Genomic DNA, 22,606 nt, shown 5'->3' on the forward strand with positions numbered 1-22,606 from the left:
CGTCACACCCCGACACCCTGGGAGCAGCAGCATGTGCGATGACGACCACGGAACCGACACCGGCCTCGGCAGACGCGCCCTGTTCGTGACGGGAGCCGCCGCCGCGCTTACGTTGGGAAGCGTGACCTTCTCCCACGGCACGCCTGCTTCGGCGGCCCCTGGCACGGAGACGAAGACGGTACGGGGCACGCTGCCCACCGGCTCCCCCGACTTCGTCTATCTGCCCGTCGAAATCCCGGACGGCGTACGGGAGTTGAGGGTCGCGTACAGCTATGACCGCCCCTCCGTCCCAGTCGGCACCGCGGGCAACGCGCTCGACATCGGTGTCTTCGACCAGCGCGGCACCGAACTGGGCGGCAAGGGCTTCCGGGGCTGGTCGGGCGGGGCCCGCACGGAGTTCTTCGTCCGCGCGGACGACGCCACACCCGGCTACATCCCCGGCCCGGTGAAGGCGGGCACCTGGCACATCGCACTGGGCCCGTACACGGTCTCCCCGCAGGGCCTCTCGTACGAGATCACCATCACGCTGGCCTACGGCGAGCCCGGCGACGTCGTCGACCCGGTCTACCCGCCGGAGCGCGCGAAGGGGCGGGGCCGAGCCTGGTACCGGGGCGACTGCCACCTCCACACCTGGTACTCGGACGGCCGCCGCACCCCGGCCGAGATCGCGGCCCTGGCGCGGGCGGCGGGCCTGGACTTCATCAACAGCTCGGACCACAACACCCATTCATCGCACGCCCATTGGGCCTCGGAGGCAGGCGACGACCTCCTCATCATGGTGGGCGAGGAGGTGACGACCCGCAACGGCCATGTGGTCGCGCTCGGCACCGATCCGGGGACGTTCGTCGACTGGCGCTACCGGGCCCGCGACAACCGCTTCGGCAAGTACGCGCGCCAGATCCGCCGCGCCGGCGGCCTGGTCGTCCCGGCCCACCCGCACGCCACCTGCGTCGGCTGCAACTGGAAGTTCGGCTTCGCGGAGGCGGACGCGGTGGAGGTCTGGAACGGCGCCTACTCGCCCGAGGACGAGGTGGCGCTCGCGGACTGGGACGGCATGCTGGTGGCGTCGGTGAGAGAGGGTGCCTCGGGCGGGCGCGGGTGGATTCCGGCCATGGGCAACAGCGACGCCCACCGCGACCCCGACCCGGTGGGCGTCCCGCAGACGGTGGTCCTGGCCGACGACCTGACCCGGGAGTCGATCCAGGCGGGCCTGAAGGCAGGCCGCTCCTACGTCGCCGAGTCCAGGTCGGTCTCCCTCACCTTCACGGCGTCCGGCCCGAAGGGCGAACACGCGGACATCGGGGGCCGGTTGAAGGTGTCCAAGGACGCCCCGGTGACGATCCGCCTGGAGGTGACGGGCGCCCCGCGCTGCACGGTCCGCCTCGTCACGGACCAGGGCGTGCTGTTCACGAGCGCGGTCCTGCCGGTGGCGGGCACAGGGGTCGTGGAGTGGCGTACGACGGCCCAGTACGCGGCGTACGTCCGGGCGGAGCTGCGGCACGAGGCCGTACTCGCGCTGCTGCCCGGGGCGTTGGCGGCGTTCACGAACCCGATCTTCCTCGGGCGGTAACGGAGACCGGCCGATCGGATCAGAGGTCAGGTCAGGTCAGGAAGCGTCCGTGCCGTCGGTACCGGACTTGCGGCGCCGTACGACGTACACGGCACCGGCCCCGAGGACCACGGCCGCGCCGCCCACACCGGCGATCACCGGGAGCGCGGAGGAAGAGCCGGTGTGGGCGAGGTCGCCGGTGGGGGTGGTGGATGCGGGGGTAGGGGTGACCGGTGCGGTGCTGCCGGTCTGAGGGGTGGGCTCACTGCTGCTCGGCGGCGGGGTGGTGGCGCCGCCGTCTCCGGGGTCCGTACCGGCCTTGAGGACGTTCACGGACCAGAGGTTTCCGTACGAGCACACGTCCGGGTCGCTGGGGCCGGGCGAGTAGGGCCCGACGTAACCCCATCCGATGGTGTCGTTGTCGGGGTCGACAGAGCCAGGACGGGCAAAATCAGCTTCGGCGTTCAAGCGGATCGGAAAGGTCCGGGTCTCGTGGGGAGCCAGGTCGACAGTGTCCAGCAGACCATTCGTCTCGGACTCGTCCCACGGGATGTCGGCCCACGTACGGGACTTCGCGTCCCACTGCTGAAGGTTGACGTACTTCTGGCGTTCTATGTACGCGTCGCTCCCCTCCTCGTACACCAATTTCGCCAACCCGACGTTGACGCCCTTCAGCGCGATGTCCGTGTGGTTCTCCACCTTGAGCGTGGCGGTTTGCCAGGCACCGCCCGCGACGAGCGTGTTGTGCTCACCACTCACGGCGAGGAACACGTACTCGTCGGCGTCCTTCTGCTCGCTGGAGCACTGCGTACCGCTGGGCGACGGGGACACGGAAGCTGACGCCGACGGAGAAACGCTTGCCGAAGGCGAGGGAGATGCGGACGCGGAGTCGGAGGACGACGGAGACGGAGACAGAGACAGAGACGGAGACGCGGAAGGCGGCGCCGATTCGCCCGACTCCGAGGCCGACGGGCTCGGCGATTCCGTGGCGTACGCGGCGGTCGCGACCGTTCCGGACAGCAGCGCCGCCGGGATCAGCGCGGCGGCCAGCGCGAGGGCAGGACGTGCCAAGGCACGGCGAGAATTCATGAAATGGCCCCCGGTAAAAGGAAGTTGGCAGCGCGAAACGTACGTCTCACGCAGGTTCCGCAGACACCTGTGTGACCGCTGTGGCGCCCCGATGGTTGTAGCCGGACGCGACTCGCAGTTCAGCTCAGCTCAACCCGCACAGCTCGGCTCACGCAGTTCCGTCTCAGGCGGACGCCAGATCCGCCACCACCGCCGCGTGATCGGACGGCCAGACGCCCTCCACGGGCCCGTGCCCCGCCCGTTCCACCTTGCGCACATGCCCGAGACCCCCCGGCCACGGCAGCCCCACATGGATGTAGTCGATTCGCGAGCTGGGGCCGAACCCTGCCGCGACATACGGGTTGGCGGCGTCCCAAGTAGCCGACGGAGCCGCCGGATCGGCCAACTCCCAGGCGTCCATGAAGACTTGGCCGGGAACGGGCGGGGCCGTCCGGTGACCGCCGAACAGGCGGATCTCGTCGGAGTCGGGCCATGCGTTGAAGTCGCCGGTGATGACGGGCGGGAAGTCGGTGCCGCCGTCACGGTGCTTCGCCACGAACTCGGCGAGGGCGGTGACCTGTTGGCACCGGACCGCCGAGGCGTAGGGCACGGAGGTGAGGTGCGTGGTGAAGAAGGGCACGTGGTGGCCGGGGGCGGCGAGCCGGGCGTACAGGGCAAGACGTCCGTCGTCCAACTCATCGGGCACCGGCAGCCGCATCGCCTCGCTCTCGACGACGGGCCAGCGACTCAGCACCGCGTTGCCGACGTTGACCTTCGCGCTGCCCCCGCCCCCACCCTCGATACGCCGCTGCCAGCGCTCGGGGGCCTCGGACGCTGCCCAGGTCCAGTGCAGCCCGAGTTCACCGGCAAGCCAGGCCGCGAGGTTCTCGCCGTCGCACTCCCAGACCTCCTGGAGCCCGACCACATCCGGCCGCAGGTCCCGCAGCACTGAGAGGATCGCCTGCCGCCGCGCTTCCCAGGGCCCGAACCGCCACCACAGGTTCCAGGTCACCACGCGCATACCCGCCACCGCCCACCCGCTCGCCCCGCTGTCGTCTCTCTGGGACACCATTCAAGAACACAACCAACAGCAGCGGCACGAACACAGGAGGCACAAGAACAACATGTCCGGCTTCGCCGAGTTCACCGCCGCCCGATGAGGACACCGCGTTCAGCCGAGGAAGCGCAGTACCTCTCGGCACAGTTTGTCGAACGAGGGTGCTGCGTTGCGGGCCGCGTCGAGGTCGAAGTGCTGGACGAAGGACGGTTGGTGAGCGGGAGGCCGATAGGTGCTGCCCGCCGGCATGCGCTCGGACAGCCACTCCTTGGCTCCACGGATCGCCTCCGGATCGGGCGGAGGCGTGAGGTCGTGAGGCAGTCCCATGTGCCCGGCCAGTCCGGCGGCTCCGGCCAGGAACCATGCCTCGAACTCCCGCACGGCCACAACCGCGGTCAGAGGAACGTGCCCGTGGCTGATCCGCGCCAGATCGCGCACCTGAGCGGCCAGGTCGACAGCGCAGTCGTCGTCCGCGTCCAGGAGGACGAGCACGGCGGTGGGCCGGGGATGGCGTGCGGTGACGACGGTGAGAGCCCGCGCGAGCGGTTCGGGCTTGAGCATCCGGTCACGCGGGAGCCGGTGGGGAGGCCGGACTTCGACGTATTCGGCGTAGGCGTCTTCGCGAAGGTGGTGGACGAGGCGGTAGAGCAGGCTCTGGAGGGCCCGTTCCTCCCCGTGGCCTTCCACCACGGACGTGATCACCGGGTGGGTACCGCTCACTCGGGACCGCCTTCCAACAGGTTGTGCGGCACGCCGCTCTCTGGGCGCATCTCGCCACTGCGCAGGAGTTCGGGAAGGGTCAGCACGCCGTCGGCGAGGAGGCTGCGGCCGGTCTCGTCGATCGGGCCGATGGTGCTGCCGTGGCCGTCGTCGCGGACGACCAGCAGGTGGCCCGGGTCGGCGGCGGAGCTGTCCAGCAGATCGGCGCTCTGGGTGGTCACCATCACCTGCGTGTTGTCCGATGCGCCCACCAGCGCGTCGTAGAGAGCCCCCAGCATCGGCGGGTGCAGGGAGATCTCGGGCTCCTCGATCCCGACGAAGGGGATCGACCCGTTCAGCACGCGGGACTGGAAGAGCGCGGCCAGGACACCGGCCAGACGCAGGGTGCCGTCGGACAGCGACCTGCGGTCGACCTGCCTGTGGCTGCCGTCCTCGCTGCCGTCTTCAACGAAGCGGCCGACGACGTAGGCCAGATCTGCCTCCTCGAACTCCTTGCCGTCCAGCCCCGCCGCGTTCTCGATCATGGTGGAGATGTAGCCGTCGACGGTGTCCTTGACCCAGGGCCTGTGCCGGGCCAGAGAGCTCAGGACTCGCGCCAGGGACTCCCCCCGTTCACCGAGCACGGCGTCACCGCGTTTGCTCCGTGTCTGGTCGATGTCCCGCAGCACCGGCGTGTGCAGCTCGTAGAAACGCATGGAGTGCAGGCTGCGGGCGACCGCGTAGACCTCACGGTTCGTGCGGGAGACCTTGGACAGGAGCAGGTCGTCCCGCCAGCCGTCGGAGCGGACGTGCCGCTCGGACTCCGGCAGGGCGAACAGGGCGGGCCTGTCGGGCAGGTCGGGGAGCCTCAGCTCTTCCCACCTGACGCCGGGCCTGCCGTCCGCCCCGGGGTCGGGATCGGCACCCACTTCCATCAGGTACGAAGCGTCCAGCACCCCGCGCTCACGGCCCGGCTCGCTGCCCTGCTCGGGGGCAGGCACGGTGACGTCCAGCCGGATGCGGAAGGAGTCGGACCGCGTGCCCGCCGGAGACCTGTGGAGGATCTCTTCAAGACCGCCGCGCGGCTCCAGAGCCTGTCCCGGCGACGTGCGCAGGGCGTCCCGGACGAAGCGCAGCGCGTCCAGAAAGTTCGACTTGCCAGCCGCGTTCGGGCCCGCGAGGACTGTCAGCGGCCCGAGCCGAACGTCACACGCAGCGATCGACCGGAAGTTCTCGATCCGGACACGCGTCAGGAACATGGCCGCACACCGCACCCACAGAAGACGCCACGCGTTGTGCGGCGGCCTGGCGGATCGCCAAGGCCCGGCAGTCCGGGCACCGTCGCAGGACCGCTGCTGTTCACGTGTGTCCCCAATCCCTCGTCCGTCATCGACTGCGCCGGCCTCCATCCTTCACCAGCGGGGTGTAACGGCATGTTCGCCCACCTCTTGTCCCACTGGGAGACCATTCAAGAGCACACGACAGCAGCGGCACGAACACAGGAGGCACAAGAACAACATGTCCCGCTTCACGGAGTTCAGATTCAAGGCCGCCACCACCTTCCAGCGCCGCATCGGCAACCCTGTCACCCGCCGCCTCCCGTTCCACACTCTCCTGGAGACCACAGGCCGCACGTCCGGACTCCCCCGCGTCACCCCGCTCGGCGGACGCCGCATCGGCAACGAGTTCTGGCTGGTCTCGGAGTTCGGCGAGAAGTCGCAGTACGTACGGAACATCAAGGCGAACCCGACGGTGCGTGTGCGGGTCGGGGGGCGGTGGCACGTGGGCACGGCCCACCTCCTCCCCGACGACGACCCGATCGCCCGCCTGCGGACCCTACCGAAGGTCAACAGCACGGGCGTACGAACCCTGGGGACGAATCTGCTGACGGTGCGGGTCGATCTGGAGGGCTGAACCTACGTCGGCCCGCACTCGGCCCACAGCAACTTGCCGCCCGCCGAGGCGCCTGGCTCCCGCAGCATCGTCACGCCCCATGTATCCGCGCACGCTCGTACGAGGTGCAACCCTCGTCCGCCTTCGGCGTCTTCCGGGGCTACGCCGACGGGGGCGCCCCTCTCCGATACCGAGAAGCCGGGCGGGACCCGGGGGTCGGTGTCCCAGACGGCTACTCGGAGCCGGTCGGGTTCGCTGGAGAGGAGGCGGAGCATGTACGGGCCCTTGGTGTGGAGATGGGCGTTGGTGAGCAACTCGGAGGCGAGGAGTTCGGCCGTGGGGGTGAGGTGGGCGAGGTCGTGGGCGGCCAGAACGGTACGCAGGGTGGCGCGGGCGATCCCGGGTGCGCGGGGATCGTGCGGGAGCTGGAGGGCGTAGCTCCAAGAGGGGGATGACGGCGATACGGTGGCCATCGGAAGTCTCCGATCACGGAGGGGAGTTGGGTGGTGTCGGTACGTTGCGTTGAGTTGTGCTGCGTTGCGTTGCCCAGTGACCGTGGCCGCTCCGTCGAGCGGGGTACTTCTGGGCGAGGCGCTTACGAAGGAAGATAGAGGCTGGCAAATGTAATTTGCCAGTAATCGAGATACTTACGGTCACGATTCCCTCGTGTGAGTGACCCCCCTACGGAACATGTGTGCAAGAGGAGTTCACGTGCCCGCAAGACCCCACCTGACGGCCCGCCGACTGCGGCTCGCCGTGGAGCTGCGCAAGATGCGCGAGCGCGCGGGCATGACGGCGACCGAGGCCGCACGGGCGCTCGGCACCAGCCAGGGGCAGCTCAGCAATGTGGAGTCGGCGCGGTTCGGGGTGAGTCCCGAGCGCGTCAGGGCGCTGGCCGGCATCTACTCATGCCCCGACCAGGTGTTCGTCGAGTGCCTGGTCGCCGTGGCGACCGACAAGACGTTCGGCTGGTGGGAGTCGTACCGCGAAGTGCTTCCGTCCGGGCTCCTCGACCTCGCCGAACTGGAGCACCACGCCGCCGCCGTACGCACCGCCTACACCTCGCACATGCCCGGCCTGCTTCAGACCGCCGACCACGCCCGCGAGATCTTCCGCCATGTCATCCCCGCAACCACCCCGCCCGAGGTGGAGCATCGCGTCTCTCACCGGGTCAAACGGCAGGGCGTGTTGTACGGAGCGAACCCGACCCCGTATCGGACCGTCGTCCACGAAGCGGCCCTGCGCATGCGCGTCGGCGGCCGGGACGTGGCCCGCACCCAGCTCCGGCATCTGATGGACATGAGCGAGCGGGACCACATCACCGTCCGCGTACTGCCCTTCGACGTGGGCGCCTTCCCGGGATCGGGCCAGTCCATCAACTACCTGCATGGTCCGGTCCCCCAACTGGACACCGCCCAGCTGGACCAGTTCCACGGTCCCGTCCTCCTGGACGCCGAAGCCCACCTGGAGAAGTACCGACTCCTCCTGGACACCGTCGAGGCCACCGCCCTCACCCCGGAGAAGTCCCGGGACCTCATCCTTGCCATCACCCAGGACCTGTAGAGGAGCCCCCCGTGTCCCAGCACATCTGGCGGAAGTCGTCCCGCTGCCAGGAAGGCGACGCCTGCGTCCACATATTCGTCACCAGAGAAACGATCCTCCTCGCGGATTCGGCAACACCGGACCCCTCATCCATCATCTCGGCCGGACGCGACGCCTTCACCAACCTCATCCAAATGCTCAAGGCCGACGAATGGACCTGTGTAGATGACCGGCGGGATCAACTCCCATGCCTCGTCCGGCAGCTCACGGGGTGCAGCTCGCGCTCATCCACGCCTTCAATAAAAGGACCTTGAACTCGATGTCCGCAAACTCCCGCACCCGCCAAAATATTTCCATGTCGACAGAATTCCAGGCCGCGCCGAATGCAATACTCACCCCTCATAAATCTGAACGATGCACATATCGCCACGACTGGCCGTCTCATAAATTTTCCACAGGTCAATCAAAGTGCTTTTCAGGTCATCCAGGTAACCTTCGGGAATCCTACCCCGAATCACGCCTTCCAGAACTTCAGGAGCAGCTCCCATGACCTGCCGCAAATCCAGATAGGACAGCAATTCACTAACCTCACGCACCTGACTCACTGTCAGGTACGAGCAGACCATCCCAAACCCATCGTCACCCAGGAGAGCTCCGCCCGATACGGCCAGTTTCGCAACATCGCCCGCCTCGATCCTCGCAAAGAAGCTCTCAACGATACCGCTATCCTCACCAAGGTCGCAGACCTCAGCTGACTCATCCTGCCTCAAGGCCTGAAATCGAGAAACAACCCAACCGAACCCGGACAGAACTTCTTGTACAGGCAGGGGGAACAATGAGACGTTCACCAAAAATCAGCCTCCGTTCAACATGGAATCAAAAGGCTAGCAGAGGCATCCACCCAGCAATCACCGAAGAATCAATCGACCCTCATGCACTTACTGCTTCCGAGATATCTCGCAGTCATCTTTTGTAACCTTGAGGGCCGCAATTCCATTAATATCCATTACGCCTCCGTGCGAACCAGAATAGTCAACGACGAGGAGATTCCACCCTTCCCTGGCGAGTAGCACTTGCGGCACTCCATCTACAGTAGCGCAGGCGCCACCAGTCCACCCACGGGTGCGGAACCGATCAAGCACTCCGTGAATATCCTTTTCTGCACCGCCTTCTCTTGGCTGAGCCATGTAATATGCGACGCAGTCACTCTCCTTTATTTTTTGTGGATTGAACGGCTTCATCTTTGCAGCGGTGGCTGCCTCGGGAATTTCCCTTTGGACGCCGTCAGCGGTAAGCTGATCCGATACGGGAACCTGAGGCGAATTCCGGGTACCGCATGCCGTAGCTACCGTGATAGAGCGAGCGTCCCGCAGAGTGCGTGTAGGAGATTCATCAGCCGTCCTGAAAAATGGGCGCAGATATGCGTCTGGAATAAATTTCCTGGGAATCTCAGGCTGAAGCCATCCGTAACTACCGCAGCAATCCCGCATCCTGAGCCACAAAGCGCGCATGCGGATGCGCTGGATCAGGTTGAGGCGCACCCGCAGGAAGGACTGGAGCCAGAGCCTCGAAGACCTTCTGCATGACTTCATCAGAATACCCCGGCAGCGTCTCTGACGCCTGCAACAATGCCCCACCTGCCAGCAGTGAAATTACTCGATAAAAAGCATTGGACGCAACTAGCGCTTCGCATCCACCCAGCCGTTCAATCAATTCCTGTGGACACACCGTCACCCAGGCATAACCCCGCAGGTGATCACGACTTTCCCGCAGCGATCTCCTTAGTCGACGGTGAAGTGCGATGTCGAGGTTGGCACGTTCAAAGGAGAGATCTTGCTCAATCCGCCCGAACGCCGGATTCACCTCGTCGAGCGCCACGCGAAGAAACTCTACCAAGGTGGCACAATATGTGCCGTTCGCGCGTTTCTCGGCACCCAACAACAGCCCGACGACGGCATTACAGTATCCCTCATATGTTGATTGAACACTTCTCGCCCAACCCAGAGTGACATCTCCAGTGACGTAGTCGAGGTCCGCCCACCATGGAAATGGTGTCAGTTGCACCTCAAATTTTTTCCAGTTCTTTCCCACCTGACCGACCCTCAGGGAAGGGCCATCCATGTCAGCGGCCACCGACGCTCTGGAGAAGATTTCTCCTTTGTCTGTCGTCTCCGAATCCGCTATGACAGAGAAGAATCGGGTCTGCGCCTCGCGGAACCACCGGGCCAGCACCTCCCCTTGGCCCACTCGAGCCAACTGATCGAACGTAACCTCCATATAGACGTCCACGCTGGATCCATGCCTTCCTGTTGGCGCGCTTCGGGTCTGATGGAGCCTGAGGACACTCTCTACCGAACCCGGAAAGGTTTAGCCTAACAGGATTACCTGGTAGGATTTCTGATTTGCACTCACGACACTAGAAACCGGGTAGCGCTACCGCAGCGTCAATTGCATGCCGAAACTATGTCAGAACACCCGATCAGAGACCCTTCTCAGATCTATCTGCTGGGCGCACAGAGATCACGATCAAAGAGCTTGCAGTTACTATTGTGAACGAGTACCGGCGTGCGTCCCGCCACCACATAGTACGTGTGCTACGCAGCCCCTCCTTATCTGCGTTTTCGCAGATAGGCGGCGGTTTCGGGTTCCGCTGGTGTCCGTGGCTGTGCCCTGGAGTCCGTGCTTGTTGCCGTCAGCGCTGGCGTCAGAGTTATAGACCGCTGGTCGGGCTACGGCAGGAGTGTCAGCGCGGGGACGTGCGCGGGCTTGACGACGCTGAAGTGCCGCCGGTCGAGGGTGGCTACCCGGTCCACGTCGAAGCGCTCGGCCACCGCGATGACCGAGGCGTCGACCCCGCCGAGCGGGAAGTCGGCGTACTGGAGAACCAGCTCACCCATGCGCGTCAGGTCGGTGGGAGTGAGGTGGACCAGCTCGAATGTTCCTCGTGCGACCTCGGCGAGGAACGCCGCTTCGACCTTGGGCCAGCGCTCCAGCAGCCAGCAGACCTCGGTCATGACCGGACTGGGCAGCAGACGGCGTCCGGTCAGTGACGTCAGCAGGGAGGCGCACTCCGGGTGACGCCGGTCGGCCGCGTTGAACGCCGCAGCCAGGGGTCCGGTGTCCAGGACCGTGGCGATCACGCCGAGTCGCCGAAGCGCTCGCGCATCCGCTCGCGGATGTAGTCGTCGTGCCGTTCAGCCAGATCCTCTGGGCCGTTCACGCTGCCGATCAGGGCCAGCAGCCCGGCCGGGATCGACTCCTCGCCCTCGTTCGCGTCGACTGCCGGCAGTGACTGGGCAACCTGGGACAGTTCCTCATCCTGGATGACGAGCAGGCGCAGGCGTCGCACCTGGGTCGGGGAGAGCCGGTCCACCAGGTGGTGCATGTCCTCGTAGTCGAATGCAGCGGTCACGCCAGCAGTGTAGGACGGCCCCGCGGCCTCGGACAGCTGGATCCGCAGAGGTTCACCCCCGCTGGCGTGCGGGCAGTCGCCCGAGGATTGCCATGAACTTGGTCGTTGTCCCCGTGTGTGCCCTGTCTGGTACTTCCCCCGGCGGCTCGTTCGCCGGGGAGGGCGGCCCTCAGACGTCGGGGCGATGCTGGTGCCCCCGCCGGTGCGGCAGCGCGGAGGCTGGGTGGGGAGGGATCCGCCGAGAGGAGGTATCGCTCCCCACTGGAGGCGGTGCCGGCCACCGCCCTCGGTGAGCCTGCGCGACGCACGTGAAGGGTCGGCCCCCTGGTCGGCCCTGTGCCTGCGATCCGGCCGTAGGACGGTCGTTGGCGACAACTTGCTCTGTCAGGAGCCCGACTCTGGTCAGCCCGACAAGCTGGCTGGTTGCCGCTCCCTCAGCCCTGGGTCATGCCCCGGCTGCCGGGGCGGCTCGCCGCCTGCAGCGCCGCTGACCTTCCGAGCGAACGGCGGACTTGTCGGCGACGGCGGCCAGCTCCGGCGGGCGGGGCCCGCCTTGAACCTCGTAGAGAAATCTGAACGCACCGCCCTGACCCGACAGGCATCACCTGAGACCCGACAGGCCTGACCAGGGTCCCGGCACGGCGGGTCAGTGGCCCCGCTTGCCGCTGCCCGTCTCCAGGGCCTCGACGCGGCCACGAAGGTCGGCAATCTGCTGAGCGGCCTCGGCCAGCGCACGTTCCAACGCCTCGACGCGGGCTGTCGCCCCGTTGGCGGGTGCGGTCGCCTCCGGGCCGTCGAGGTCATCAGCGTTGTCGGCGGGGTGGTCGTGGTGGGCTACGAAGGCTCCCTTGCCGGGGCGGGAGACCGCCCACCCCTCCTGCTTGAGCAGGGTCATGGCCTTCTGCACGGTCAGGCTCGCCGCCCCGAACTCCCGCATCAACACGGCCTGCGTCGGCAACGGATCCCCCGCGCCAAGTCCGCCGGAGCGGATCCGCTCGCGCAGGGTCTCGGCGATCACCTCGAACGTCAACGGCACCCCGCTACCCGCCGGCCTCCGCCCGCGCCTCGCCACCACCACCCCGGCCACCCCCGCTCTCCACGCCCTCTACCAGCACAATCCGGCCCGTCCAAACCGGGAAACCGGCCCCACACTACCCGCGTCCACCACCCACAAGAAAGGAATCAGGAGGGATGCACTTGAATGCACTGGTGAGGCGATGTTAACGTCCCACACCCGCCGGTGATCACCACCGCGCCCCGCCGACCAGACCCCTGGCCCGGCCCCCGCGCCCAACTCCGAGGCGCCCCCGTTCCCCTGTGAGCCGATCACTTCGGCCTGCCCACGCCACCCCGCGCCCTACCACTTCCGCGCTCCCGCCGAAAGGCCCCTCCCCGCATGCCCACACACCTCCAACTCCCGTACCCCGCAGCCGTTCCAGCCACCTCGCGTCCCTCGTCGTCGGCGTTCACGATGCCGGCCTGCCCGGCGCACGTCACCACCTCGACGGCAGGGCGGTCGGCTCTGGAGCGGCGCGCCAGGCTCACCGCCAAGCTGGCGAAACTCGCCGCCACCGGCCAACTCGCACCCCTCACACGACAGATAGCCGGACTCGGTGGATGCGCGCACCCGATCCACCTCACCGGGCACCGCACCCGACTCGACAGCACGACCGGTGAGATCCTTGACCACTTCGACTCCGGTCAGCTCCCGGCGGGCGAACTGCTGGTCCGCTGCGGCAACCGCCGCGCCACCCGCTGCCCCGCCTGCTCCACCGTCTACCGCTACGACACCTACCAACTCATCGCCGCCGGACTCCGCGGCGGCAAAACAGTCCCCACCAGCGTCGCCGCACACCCGCGCGTGTTCGCCACCCTCACCGCCCCCGGCTTCGGCCCCGTCCACAACCAGCCCGACACCGGCCGCTGCCACTGCGGCCACACCCACCCCGACAACGACCGGTTGCTGGGCACCCCGCTCGACCCCGACCACTACGACTACGCCGGCGCGGTGCTGTGGAACGCGCACGCCCCGGCCCTGTGGGCCCGCTTCACCACCCACCTACGCCGCGAGATCGCCAAAGCCGCCGGCCTCACCCAGCGCACGCTGCGCCACCACGCCACGCTCTCGTACGCCAAGGTCGCCGAGTACCAAAAACGCGGCCAGGTCCACTTCCACGCCGTCATCCGCCTCGACGGACCCACCGGCCCCACCGGCCCCACCAGCACCCCACCCGCCTGGGCCACCACCCAACTCCTCAACCACGCCGTCCGCGCCGCCACCACACGCACCCGCTTCGCGCATGAAGGCCAGCCCCAGCACGCCGGGCACACGCCCAGGGCCGGGACCGGGACCGGGACCGGGGCCGGGGCCGGAGCCGGAGCCGGGGCCGGAGCCGGAGCCGGGGCCGGAGCCGGAGCCGGGTCCGGAGCCGGAGCCGGGTCCGGGGAGGCCGGCCAGGGCAATCGGACGGTGTTCCGGTTCGGGCGGCAGATCGACGTCCGCGCGATCCGCAGCACGGACTTCACCGGTGGCAGCCCGGTAACCGAGCGGCACGTCGCCGCCTACATCGCCAAGTACGCCACCAAGGGCGCCGAGACCACCACCGGCACCCTCAACCGCCGACTCCGCCTCCTCGCCGAACTCGCCACCCACGACATCACCGACCACGCCCGCCACATGATCCACACCGCCTGGCACCTCGCCACCAAACGCGCGCACGCCCACCTCCGCCTACGCCAATGGGCCCACATGCTCGGCTTCCGCGGCCACTTCTCCACCCGCACCCGCCACTACTCCACCACCCTCACCCACCTCCGAGCCGAACGCACCGCCTGGCGAACCAGCCGAGCCGACACCCAGACCCCAGCCCCAGCGTCGGCTGAAACGCAGGTCCGCCAGAAGGACGGCAGTCCGGTCGAGGACCGCACCGGACACCCCACCGACCTGGCCCCCGGTCACCACAACAGCGCCCGTCAACGCGTGGACTCGGACACGACGCTGGTCATCTCCCACTGGCAGTACGCCGGAACCGGCCTCCTACCCGAACACGAACACCTCGCCGACCTCCTGACCGCAACACAGCAGACCCGACCCGAGCAACCAACCCGAACCCGACGCTCGGAGCACTCCGATGGTCGCGCCGGTCACCCGGTCGGTCACTCCACCGATCGGCTGCCCCGTGCTGTCCGGGCGGGGGCCGTCGCATGACCGCCAGCACCGAACTCCTCACCGTCCCCCAGGTCATGGAACGCCTCCAACTCGGCCGCACCGCCGTCTACGACCTACTCCGCACCCACCAACTCCCCTCCCTCACCCTCGGCCGCGCCCGCCGCATCCCCACCCACGCCCTCACCGACTTCATCCGCACCCGCCTCGACCAGGAAGCCGCATGACGACCACAGCCCGCCCCGGTTCGCCCCGCCGCTCCCGCACCCGTGCGAACGGAGACGGGACCGTCTACCAGCGCAAGGACGGACGCTGGGAAGCCGCCGGATACGTACTGGCCCCCGGCAACACCCGCAAGCGCGTCCGCGTCTACGGCACCACCCGTAAAGACGCGATGACCAAGCTCACCGAGAAGATCGCCAACAGCAACCGCGGCCTCCCCATCGCCGCAGCCGACAGCACCGTGAGCGCCTACCTCACGTACTGGCTGGACGGCGTCGCCGTTCACCACCTGCGGGAGAACACCCACACCCGCTACGCGGCCTCCATCCGTCTCCACCTCAATCCCGGCCTCGGCGTCAAGAAGCTCGCCCGGCTCACCACTCGCGACGTGCGCACCTTCCTCGACGGGCTGCGCACCGCCTGCCAGTGCTGCGCCCAGGACCGGGACTCCGTTCGGCGGTCCTGCTGCGCCATCGGCCAGTGCTGCGGAAAGCGGCTCTCACCGCTGACCGTGACGTACGTCCACGCGGTCCTCAAGTCCGCCCTGGAACACGCCGTCCGCGAGGACGAACTGCCGCGCAACGTCGCCCGGAACGTCAAAACGACCACGCCCCGCCCCAGGCGTTTCCAGCCCCTCACCGCCGCCGAAGCCCGGCAACTCCTCCATGCGGCCAACGGCGACCGGCTTCACGCCCTGTACGAACTCGCCCTGCGCACCGGACTCCGCAAAGGCGAACTCCTCGGCCTCCACTGGGAAGACCTCGACCTCGACGACGGCACCGCCACCATCCACCGCTCCCTCCAGCGCACCCGCACCCAGGGTCTGACCGTCCTGAACACCAAAACCCTGGCCTCCGAGCGCCGCATCGCCCTCCCCACCGAATGCATCAACTCCCTCAAGATCCACCAGGAACAGCAGCAGGAAGAACGCCAGGCGGCCGGAACGGGCTGGACGAACAACGGCCTCATCTTCACCACCCTCAAGGGCCAGCCGCTCGACCCCACCAACCTCACCCGCCGCTTCCGCCGCCTCCTCCACAGCGCAGAACTCCGGACCATCCGCTTCCACGACCTCCGACACTCGACCGCCACCCTGCTCCTGGAACAGGGCGTCGACCTCGTCGTCATCAAGGAGCTGCTCGGTCACGCCCACATCGGAGTCACCGCCGGCGTCTACGCCCACGTCCGCCTCCGCCTCCAGCGCCAGGCCATCGACACCCTCGGCAACGTCCTCGGCCCGACCGACGCCCCCGACGACCCACCCACCGCAGCCGTCGTCCGCTGACGTTGCCGTCACCGTTGCCGTCAAACGGCACGAGAGCCCCGCCGATTTCACATCGGCGGGGCTCTCGCGTTGACCTCAGCGAACGCTCAGGAACGTCCTACATTGGGGTAATCGAAAGCGAATTATATTCGCCACCAATCACCGCCCAAAAGTTCCCTGCTAATCGCCGACTTCCTGGCTCCAGGACTGCTCCAGATCCGACTTCGCCACCCTCGACGCCGCCCGCACATCTTCCCATTCAGCGGCCTCTTTGAGGGCACCCTCGGTCCAAATCTCCCCAGAGCCCGCGCTTACGGAATTGACGCTTTCGTTGACCGCCTGAAGCAAGAGGTAATCTTCGTCATTCAACGAACCGTCAGCTACTCTGGCGCGAGCCACGTGCAGCACGTCGTCGAATTGAAGCAATACTTCATCTGGCCCCACGCCTGACGCCCGCAAGTACTCCACTTGCCTTTCGGGCCCCGTACTGAGTAGGCCCAGCACGGCGAGGGTCCACCGCCGAAAGTCCGCCAACTTCCGATCACCGGTCATCGAATGATTCCTCCCAGATCCCCTTCAGGACCCACGACTCTCCAGTAAGCACCCTCACCATGATGGCCGCCCCCAGGATTCCACCTGAGCATCCTCCCAGTCGGGTCTCCGCGACCCGTATATTCGCGAATTACCCAACCGCCACCAGCGTTCTTCCCTCTGCCTAGGCCCTCTTCGACCCATCCATTCCGGCCTGCAAAGAATGGGCGAACCTGGTCCGGTGTGACACCACCCCTAAGGGCAGAGGGGGTGTCGAAGATGTCATCCGCCGAACGAATCCCTGGAAGCTGGCCAGCCTCCTCTGCGAGCTGCCTGCGCAAACGCTCACCATCGGCGGCACTTGTGGGGCAACTGGAATTGTGAACGAGGACCGGAGTCTTGCCCGCCAGCACATAGTACGTGTGCAGGCCAGGCCGCTCCTACCTGCAAGTTTGCTGGTCAGCGGGCGATTTGGCAGTCGCCGGATGTTCGTGCTCGTGCGCTGGAGTCTGCTGGTGTTGCCGTCACTACTGCCGTCAGTGGTCTACACCGCCTGGGGAATTCCAGGAATTCCGAATGCGTGTCAAGCGGCTTTATCGTGCGGGGTGAGGCTGATGGTCAGGTCGGCGCCGAGAGCCTGAGCCAGACGGCGCAGGAGGGGAAGCGTGGGCACGGTCCCGCCGCCTTCGAAGCGGGAGATCTGCGGCTGCTTCATCCCGCACCGCTCGGCCAGCTCGGCCTGGGACAGCCCGAGCTCGATGCGCCGGTCGTGGACGAGTTGCCCGAGCTCACGGGCGAGCGCGGAAGGCGGGTCCTGCATGGTTCCTCCCCGCCTCAGGCCGCTGGGGCGACGATGGTGACGGTGGGCTCGTCTCCGCCGGCGAGGTGCACGTCCACCGTGAGGTCCAGTGCGCGGGCCAGGCGCATGATGACCGCGATGGGCGGCAGCTCGGTGGCCGTCTCGATGCCTTCGATGTCATCGATGTCGACGTGCATGCGCTCGGCGAGATCGGCCTCGCTCAGACCCAGCTGCCTACGCCGGTCGTAGACGGCCTTGCCCAACGTCATGGCGAGGCCGGCCTCTTCGTAGACCCGGTCGTACTCGGGGTCAGCGTCCAGGTGTTCGCCCAGCAGCTGGCGGTGGCGACGGGTCCTCCATTCGCTGTGGTTCATCGGTTCTCCTTGAGGTTGCGGCTGTAGAGGTCATGCTCGGCGGCGGCTTCATGCTCTGCCTCGCACAATCGCTGTGCGGCGTGGGCGCGGTCCACTTCGGCCTGCTCGCGCATCTTGGTCTTGCGGAACACGGTGAGCAGCACGACACGTCGGCCGGGCGCCAGCCAGTAGGTGATCCGCTGATGGGCATCGCCCAGGCGGAAGCGCAGCTCGCGGAGCTTGCCGCCCAGGTGGCGGGAGTGCGGTTCGTCGAGCGTGGTGGGCTGCTCGGCGAGCAGGTCGGCGACGCGTTCGGCCTGCTTGTAGTGATGAGCGGGAATGTTCGCCAGCCACAGCCGCACCTCCGGCTCGATCTCGATCGAGTACCGCCTACTGTCCATAGCACCGATGATATATGGCACGGGCGCGAGAGCGCGACTTCGTAACTCAGGTCGTGTGCCGTCGCCGCGACCGCAGCCACTCCAGCGTCGCACACCCCCCGTACTCCCCCCCCCTTCGTCCTGACGCCACGGCGCCGCCCGCAAACCAGCGGCAGCCTGCCGAGGCGGCGCAGGGTCGGCTTCTTTCGGCAGGATCGGGCCCGAGCGGGAGAGGCAGCGTACGGCCGGGCTGGTGCGTCGCCCAGTCTGGCGGAGCGGGGCCGGGGCGGGAGAAGTCGGCCCCCGACGGGCGGCCGGAAGCTTCGCTCCCCGCCGGAGGCAACGCCGACCACCGCCCTCGGCGAGTCCGGCGGCGGGCGTGAGGGTCGGCCCCCTGGTCGGCCATGTGCCTGCGATCCGGCCGTAGGACGGTCGTTGGCGACAACTTGCTGTGCGACGCGCAAGGACTCCACGCCCACAACTTGCTCCCGACGGTGCCAAGTTGAGCCCCGCTCGCGCCATGGTCCGGCCGCCCGCTGGCACCCAGGACGGGCGTCGGCTGCTTGCCCGACGGGTGGGTCGGTCGGCGATGTTCGGCCGGTTCAGACGGGCGGGGCCCGCCTTGAACCTCGTAGAGAAAATCTGAACGCACCGCCCTTACCAGCCCTTACCAGCGTCCCTGCACGGCGGGTCAGTGGCCCCGCTCGCCGCTGCCCGTCTCCAGGGCCTCGACACGGCCACGAAGGTCGGCAATCCGCTGAGCGGCCTCGGCCAGCGCACGTTCCAACGCCTCGACGCGGGCCGTCGTCCCGTTGGCGGGTGCGGTCGCCTCCGGGCCATCGAGGTCATCGGCCCCGTCGGGGTGGTCGTGGTGGGCGACGAAGGCTCCCTTGCCAGGGCGGGAGACCGCCCACCCCTCCTGCTTCAACAGGGCCATGGCCTTCTGCACGGTCAGGCTCGCCGCCCCGAACTCCCGCATCAACACGGCCTGCGTCGGCAACGCGTCCCCCGCGCCAAGTCCGCCGGAGCGGATCCGCTCGCGCAGGGTCTCGGCGATGACCTCAAACGTCAGCGGCACCCCGCTGCCCGCCGGCCTCCGCCCGCGCCGCCCCACCACCACGCCCGGTCACCCCCGCTTTCCCATGCCCTCTACCAGCAAATTCCGGCCTGTCCAAACCGGGAAACCGGCCCCACACTACCCGCGTCCCACCACCCACAAGAAAGGAATCAGGAGGGATGCACTTGAATGCGCCGGTGAGGCGATGTTAACGTCCCACACCCGCCGGTGATCACCACCGCGCCCCACCGACCAAACCCCCACTGGTCCGGCCCCCGCGCCCCACTTCGAGGCGCCCCCGTTCCCCTGTGAGCCGATCACTTCGGCCTGCCCACGCCACCCCGCGCCGTACCGCTTCCGCGCTCCCGCCGAAAGGCCCCCTCCCGCATGCCCGCACACCTCCAACTCCCCTACCCCGCAGCCGTTCCAGCCGCCTCGCGTCCCTCCTCGTCGGCGTTGACGACGCCGACCTGCCCGGCGGACGTCACCACCTCGGCGGCGACAGGGCGGTCGGCGCTGGAGCGCCGCGCCAGGCTCACCGCCAAGCTGGCGAAACTCGCCGCCACCGGCCAACTCGCACCCCTCGCACGGCAGATAACCTCCCTCGGCGGCTGCGCGCACCCGATCCGCCTCACCGGACACCGAACCCACCTCCACACCGCGACCGGCGAGATCCTCGACCACTTCGACTCCGGCCGGCTCCCGGCGGGCGAACTGCTGGTCCGCTGCGGCAACCGCCGTGCCACCCGCTGCCCTGCCTGCTCCACCGTCTACCGCTACGACACCTACCAGCTCATCGCCGCCGGACTCCGCGGCGGCAAGACCGTCCCCACCAGCGTGGCCGCCCACCCGCGCGTGTTCGCCACCCTCACCGCCCCCGGCTTCGGCCCCGTCCACAACCAACCCGACACCCGCCGCTGCCACTGCGGCCAGGCCCACCCCGACAACGACCCGCTGCTGGGCACGCCGCTCGCCCCCGACCAGTACGACTACACGGGCGCGGTCTTGTGGAACGCGCACGCCCCGGCCCTGTGGGCATGCTTCACCACACACCTGCGGCGGGAGATCGCCAAGACGGCGGGGCTCACGCAGCGGGCCCTGCGCGATCACGCCACGCTCTCCTACGCCAAGGTCGCCGAGTACCAAAAGCGCGGCCAGGTCCACTTCCACGCCGTCATCCGACTCGACGGACCCACCGGCCCAGGCAGCACCCCACCCGCCTGGGCCACCGTCCAGCTCCTCGACCACGCCGTCCGAGCCGCCGCCACACGCACCCGCGTCCACCACGAGGGCGAACCGCCGAAGCAACCGCGCCCCGCCGGGGACATCCCCGCGTCCCCGCCTCAAGTCTCAGATCGGGCGGGGCGGTTGGTGTTCCGGTTCGGGCGGCAGATCGACGTCCGGGCGATCCGCGGCACCGACTTCACCGGTGGCAGCCCGGTAACCGAGCGGCACGTCGCCGCCTACATCGCCAAGTACGCCACCAAGGGCGCCGAGACCACCACCGGCACCCTCAACCGCCGACTCCGCCTCCTCGCCGAACTCGCCACCCACGACATCACCGACCACGCCCGCCACATGATCCACACCGCCTGGCACCTCGCCACCAAACGCGCGCACGCCCACCTCCGCCTACGCCAATGGGCCCACATGCTCGGCTTCCGCGGCCACTTCTCCACCCGCACCCGCCACTACTCCACCACCCTCACCCACCTCCGAGCCGAACGCACCGCCTGGCGAACCAGCCGAGCCGACACCCAGACCCCAGCCCCAGCGTCGGCTGAAACGCAGGTCCGCCAGAAGGACGGCAGTCCGGTCGAGGACCGCACCGGACACCCCACCGACCTGGCCCCCGGTCACCACAACAGCGCCCGTCAACGCGTGGACTCGGACACGACGCTGGTCATCTCCCACTGGCAGTACGCCGGAACCGGCCTCCTACCCGAACACGAACACCTCGCCGACCTCCTGACCGCAACACAGCAGACCCGACCCGAGCAACCAACCCGAACCCGACGCTCGGAGCACTCCGATGGTCGCGCCGGTCACCCGGTCGGTCACTCCACCGATCGGCTGCCCCGTGCTGTCCGGGCGGGGGCCGTCGCATGACCGCCAGCACCGAACTCCTCACCGTCCCCCAGGTCATGGAACGCCTCCAACTCGGCCGCACCGCCGTCTACGACCTACTCCGCACCCACCAACTCCCCTCCCTCACCCTCGGCCGCGCCCGCCGCATCCCCACCCACGCCCTCACCGACTTCATCCGCACCCGCCTCGACCAGGAAGCCGCATGACGACCACAGCCCGCCCCGGTTCGCCCCGCCGCTCCCGCACCCGTGCGAACGGAGACGGGACCGTCTACCAGCGCAAGGACGGACGCTGGGAAGCCGCCGGATACGTACTGGCCCCCGGCAACACCCGCAAGCGCGTCCGCGTCTACGGCACCACCCGTAAAGACGCGATGACCAAGCTCACCGAGAAGATCGCCAACAGCAACCGCGGCCTCCCCATCGCCGCAGCCGACAGCACCGTGAGCGCCTACCTCACGTACTGGCTGGACGGCGTCGCCGTTCACCACCTGCGGGAGAACACCCACACCCGCTACGCGGCCTCCATCCGTCTCCACCTCAATCCCGGCCTCGGCGTCAAGAAGCTCGCCCGGCTCACCACTCGCGACGTGCGCACCTTCCTCGACGGGCTGCGCACCGCCTGCCAGTGCTGCGCCCAGGACCGGGACTCCGTTCGGCGGTCCTGCTGCGCCATCGGCCAGTGCTGCGGAAAGCGGCTCTCACCGCTGACCGTGACGTACGTCCACGCGGTCCTCAAGTCCGCCCTGGAACACGCCGTCCGCGAGGACGAACTGCCGCGCAACGTCGCCCGGAACGTCAAAACGACCACGCCCCGCCCCAGGCGTTTCCAGCCCCTCACCGCCGCCGAAGCCCGGCAACTCCTCCATGCGGCCAACGGCGACCGGCTTCACGCCCTGTACGAACTCGCCCTGCGCACCGGACTCCGCAAAGGCGAACTCCTCGGCCTCCACTGGGAAGACCTCGACCTCGACGACGGCACCGCCACCATCCACCGCTCCCTCCAGCGCACCCGCACCCAGGGTCTGACCGTCCTGAACACCAAAACCCTGGCCTCCGAGCGCCGCATCGCCCTAACCACCGAATGCATCAGCTCCCTCAAGATCCACCAGGAACAGCAGCAGGAAGAACGCCAGACGGCCGGAACGGGCTGGACGAACAACGGCCTCGTCTTCACCACCCCGAACGGCCAGCCGCTCGACCCCACCAACCTCACCCGCCGCTTCCGCCGCCTCCTCCACAGCGCAGGACTCCGGACCATCCGCTTCCACGACCTCCGACACTCGACCGCCACCCTGCTCCTGGAACAAGGCGTCGATCTCGTCGTCATCAAGGAACTCCTCGGCCACGCCCACATCGGAGTCACCGCCGGCGTCTACGCCCACGTCCGCCTCCGCCTCCAACGCCAGGCCATCGACACCCTGAGCGATGTACTGGCTGAGGGCGGCGACTCCGAAGAGCCGCTGCCCTCAGCGGTGGTCGTCCGCTGACGTTGCCGTCAGCGTTGCCGTCAAGCACGGCAGAAGC

23 protein-coding genes and 1 pseudogene are annotated in these 22,606 nt (G+C 68.0%); 9 read left to right on the top strand and 15 right to left on the bottom strand.

Annotated features, from left to right (window positions below):
• The first annotated feature begins 31 nt into the window (after positions 1-31).
• A complete protein-coding gene (locus G3I71_RS11710; RefSeq protein ID WP_164313917.1) occupies positions 32-1,570 on the top strand; it encodes a CehA/McbA family metallohydrolase in 1,539 nt (512 codons plus the stop codon).
• 36 nt (positions 1,571-1,606) lie between these two features.
• Here G3I71_RS11710 and G3I71_RS11715 read toward each other — a convergent pair whose 3' ends face one another.
• The 4 genes from G3I71_RS11715 to G3I71_RS11730 form a co-directional block, all read right to left on the bottom strand.
• Complete coding sequence (locus G3I71_RS11715) at positions 1,607-2,380, bottom strand: LAETG motif-containing sortase-dependent surface protein (protein ID WP_164313918.1); 774 nt, start codon at positions 2,378-2,380, stop codon at positions 1,607-1,609.
• Between the two features lie 421 nt (positions 2,381-2,801).
• Complete coding sequence (locus G3I71_RS11720; protein ID WP_203730023.1) at positions 2,802-3,638, bottom strand: endonuclease/exonuclease/phosphatase family protein; 837 nt, start codon at positions 3,636-3,638, stop codon at positions 2,802-2,804.
• Between the two features lie 150 nt (positions 3,639-3,788).
• Positions 3,789-4,394: a DUF4276 family protein gene (locus G3I71_RS11725; protein ID WP_164313919.1), complete on the bottom strand. Its 606-nt coding sequence runs from the start codon at positions 4,392-4,394 to the stop codon at positions 3,789-3,791.
• Complete coding sequence (locus G3I71_RS11730) at positions 4,391-5,632, bottom strand: AAA family ATPase (RefSeq protein ID WP_164313920.1); 1,242 nt, start codon at positions 5,630-5,632, stop codon at positions 4,391-4,393. Before G3I71_RS11730 ends, G3I71_RS11725 begins: the two co-directional genes overlap by 4 nt.
• A 259-nt stretch (positions 5,633-5,891) precedes the next feature.
• Between G3I71_RS11730 and G3I71_RS11735 the strand changes: the two genes are divergently transcribed.
• On the top strand, positions 5,892-6,287 hold the full coding sequence (locus G3I71_RS11735; RefSeq protein ID WP_164313921.1) for a nitroreductase/quinone reductase family protein: 396 nt from the start codon (positions 5,892-5,894) through the stop codon (positions 6,285-6,287).
• 2 nt (positions 6,288-6,289) lie between these two features.
• Here the strand turns inward: G3I71_RS11735 and G3I71_RS11740 are convergent, their stop codons facing one another.
• Complete coding sequence (locus tag G3I71_RS11740) at positions 6,290-6,739, bottom strand: ATP-binding protein (RefSeq protein ID WP_164313922.1); 450 nt, start codon at positions 6,737-6,739, stop codon at positions 6,290-6,292.
• Between the two features lie 217 nt (positions 6,740-6,956).
• On the opposite strand from G3I71_RS11740, the gene G3I71_RS11745 reads away from it, so the two are divergent.
• Positions 6,957-7,829 carry a helix-turn-helix transcriptional regulator gene (locus G3I71_RS11745; RefSeq protein WP_164313923.1) on the top strand — a complete coding sequence of 291 codons (873 nt, stop codon included), beginning with the start codon at positions 6,957-6,959 and terminating at the stop codon, positions 7,827-7,829.
• 371 nt (positions 7,830-8,200) lie between these two features.
• Here the strand turns inward: G3I71_RS11745 and G3I71_RS11755 are convergent, their stop codons facing one another.
• The 5 genes from G3I71_RS11755 to G3I71_RS11775 form a co-directional block, all read right to left on the bottom strand.
• Positions 8,201-8,656: a hypothetical protein gene (locus tag G3I71_RS11755; protein ID WP_164313925.1), complete on the bottom strand. Its 456-nt coding sequence runs from the start codon at positions 8,654-8,656 to the stop codon at positions 8,201-8,203.
• Between the two features lie 622 nt (positions 8,657-9,278).
• Positions 9,279-10,097: a DUF3396 domain-containing protein gene (locus tag G3I71_RS11760; protein WP_164313926.1), complete on the bottom strand. Its 819-nt coding sequence runs from the start codon at positions 10,095-10,097 to the stop codon at positions 9,279-9,281.
• 440 nt (positions 10,098-10,537) lie between these two features.
• The gene (locus G3I71_RS11765) at positions 10,538-10,948 is read right to left on the bottom strand and encodes a PIN domain-containing protein (protein WP_164313927.1); all 411 of its coding nucleotides are present in this window, start codon (positions 10,946-10,948) and stop codon (positions 10,538-10,540) included.
• Positions 10,945-11,220, bottom strand: coding sequence for a hypothetical protein (locus G3I71_RS11770; protein WP_343242929.1), 276 nt, complete (start codon positions 11,218-11,220; stop codon positions 10,945-10,947). Before G3I71_RS11770 ends, G3I71_RS11765 begins: the two co-directional genes overlap by 4 nt.
• Positions 11,221-11,866: 646 nt before the next feature.
• Positions 11,867-12,256, bottom strand: a complete 390-nt coding sequence (locus G3I71_RS11775) for a winged helix-turn-helix domain-containing protein (RefSeq protein WP_343242930.1) — start codon at positions 12,254-12,256, stop codon at positions 11,867-11,869.
• 516 nt (positions 12,257-12,772) lie between these two features.
• Between G3I71_RS11775 and G3I71_RS50290 the strand changes: the two genes are divergently transcribed.
• Genes G3I71_RS50290 through G3I71_RS11790 form a run of 3 tightly spaced genes read left to right on the top strand, consistent with a single transcriptional unit; the run spans position 12,773 to position 15,893 of the window.
• Positions 12,773-14,428 (top strand): replication initiator, encoded by a 1,656-nt coding sequence (locus tag G3I71_RS50290; protein ID WP_343242941.1) that lies wholly within the window; start codon positions 12,773-12,775, stop codon positions 14,426-14,428.
• The gene (locus G3I71_RS11785; RefSeq protein WP_164313928.1) at positions 14,425-14,613 is read left to right on the top strand and encodes a helix-turn-helix domain-containing protein; all 189 of its coding nucleotides are present in this window, start codon (positions 14,425-14,427) and stop codon (positions 14,611-14,613) included. Before G3I71_RS50290 ends, G3I71_RS11785 begins: the two co-directional genes overlap by 4 nt.
• The gene (locus G3I71_RS11790) at positions 14,610-15,893 is read left to right on the top strand and encodes a tyrosine-type recombinase/integrase (RefSeq protein ID WP_164313929.1); all 1,284 of its coding nucleotides are present in this window, start codon (positions 14,610-14,612) and stop codon (positions 15,891-15,893) included. The genes G3I71_RS11785 and G3I71_RS11790 overlap by 4 nt, the downstream gene beginning before the upstream one ends.
• 159 nt (positions 15,894-16,052) lie before the next feature.
• On the opposite strand, the gene G3I71_RS11795 is transcribed toward G3I71_RS11790, so the two are convergent.
• The 5 genes and pseudogenes from G3I71_RS11795 to G3I71_RS11815 all read right to left on the bottom strand — a co-directional run bounded on the left by G3I71_RS11795 (position 16,053) and on the right by G3I71_RS11815 (position 19,013).
• Positions 16,053-16,424, bottom strand: coding sequence for a hypothetical protein (locus tag G3I71_RS11795; protein ID WP_164313930.1), 372 nt, complete (start codon positions 16,422-16,424; stop codon positions 16,053-16,055).
• 562 nt (positions 16,425-16,986) lie between these two features.
• A pseudogene (locus tag G3I71_RS11800) lies at positions 16,987-17,208 on the bottom strand (helix-turn-helix domain-containing protein); the annotation flags it as partial.
• Positions 17,209-17,237: 29 nt separating this feature from the next.
• Entirely contained in the window at positions 17,238-17,576 is a 339-nt protein-coding gene (locus tag G3I71_RS11805) for a helix-turn-helix domain-containing protein (protein WP_164313932.1), read from the bottom strand.
• Entirely contained in the window at positions 17,573-17,956 is a 384-nt protein-coding gene (locus tag G3I71_RS11810) for a type II toxin-antitoxin system RelE/ParE family toxin (protein ID WP_164313933.1), read from the bottom strand. The genes G3I71_RS11805 and G3I71_RS11810 overlap by 4 nt, the downstream gene beginning before the upstream one ends.
• Before the next feature lie 670 nt (positions 17,957-18,626).
• A complete protein-coding gene (locus tag G3I71_RS11815) occupies positions 18,627-19,013 on the bottom strand; it encodes a winged helix-turn-helix domain-containing protein (protein ID WP_343242931.1) in 387 nt (128 codons plus the stop codon).
• Positions 19,014-19,379: 366 nt separating this feature from the next.
• Between G3I71_RS11815 and G3I71_RS11820 the strand changes: the two genes are divergently transcribed.
• Genes G3I71_RS11820 through G3I71_RS11830 form a run of 3 tightly spaced genes read left to right on the top strand, consistent with a single transcriptional unit; the run spans position 19,380 to position 22,569 of the window.
• Positions 19,380-21,101 (top strand): replication initiator, encoded by a 1,722-nt coding sequence (locus tag G3I71_RS11820; RefSeq protein ID WP_164313935.1) that lies wholly within the window; start codon positions 19,380-19,382, stop codon positions 21,099-21,101.
• On the top strand, positions 21,098-21,286 hold the full coding sequence (locus tag G3I71_RS11825; protein WP_164313928.1) for a helix-turn-helix domain-containing protein: 189 nt from the start codon (positions 21,098-21,100) through the stop codon (positions 21,284-21,286). The genes G3I71_RS11820 and G3I71_RS11825 overlap by 4 nt, the downstream gene beginning before the upstream one ends.
• Entirely contained in the window at positions 21,283-22,569 is a 1,287-nt protein-coding gene (locus G3I71_RS11830) for a tyrosine-type recombinase/integrase (protein ID WP_164313936.1), read from the top strand. Before G3I71_RS11825 ends, G3I71_RS11830 begins: the two co-directional genes overlap by 4 nt.
• The last annotated feature ends 37 nt before the right edge of the window (positions 22,570-22,606 follow it).

The sequence above is a fragment of the Streptomyces sp. SID12501 genome (assembly GCF_010550245.1).
Lineage (GTDB): Bacteria > Actinomycetota > Actinomycetes > Streptomycetales > Streptomycetaceae > Streptomyces.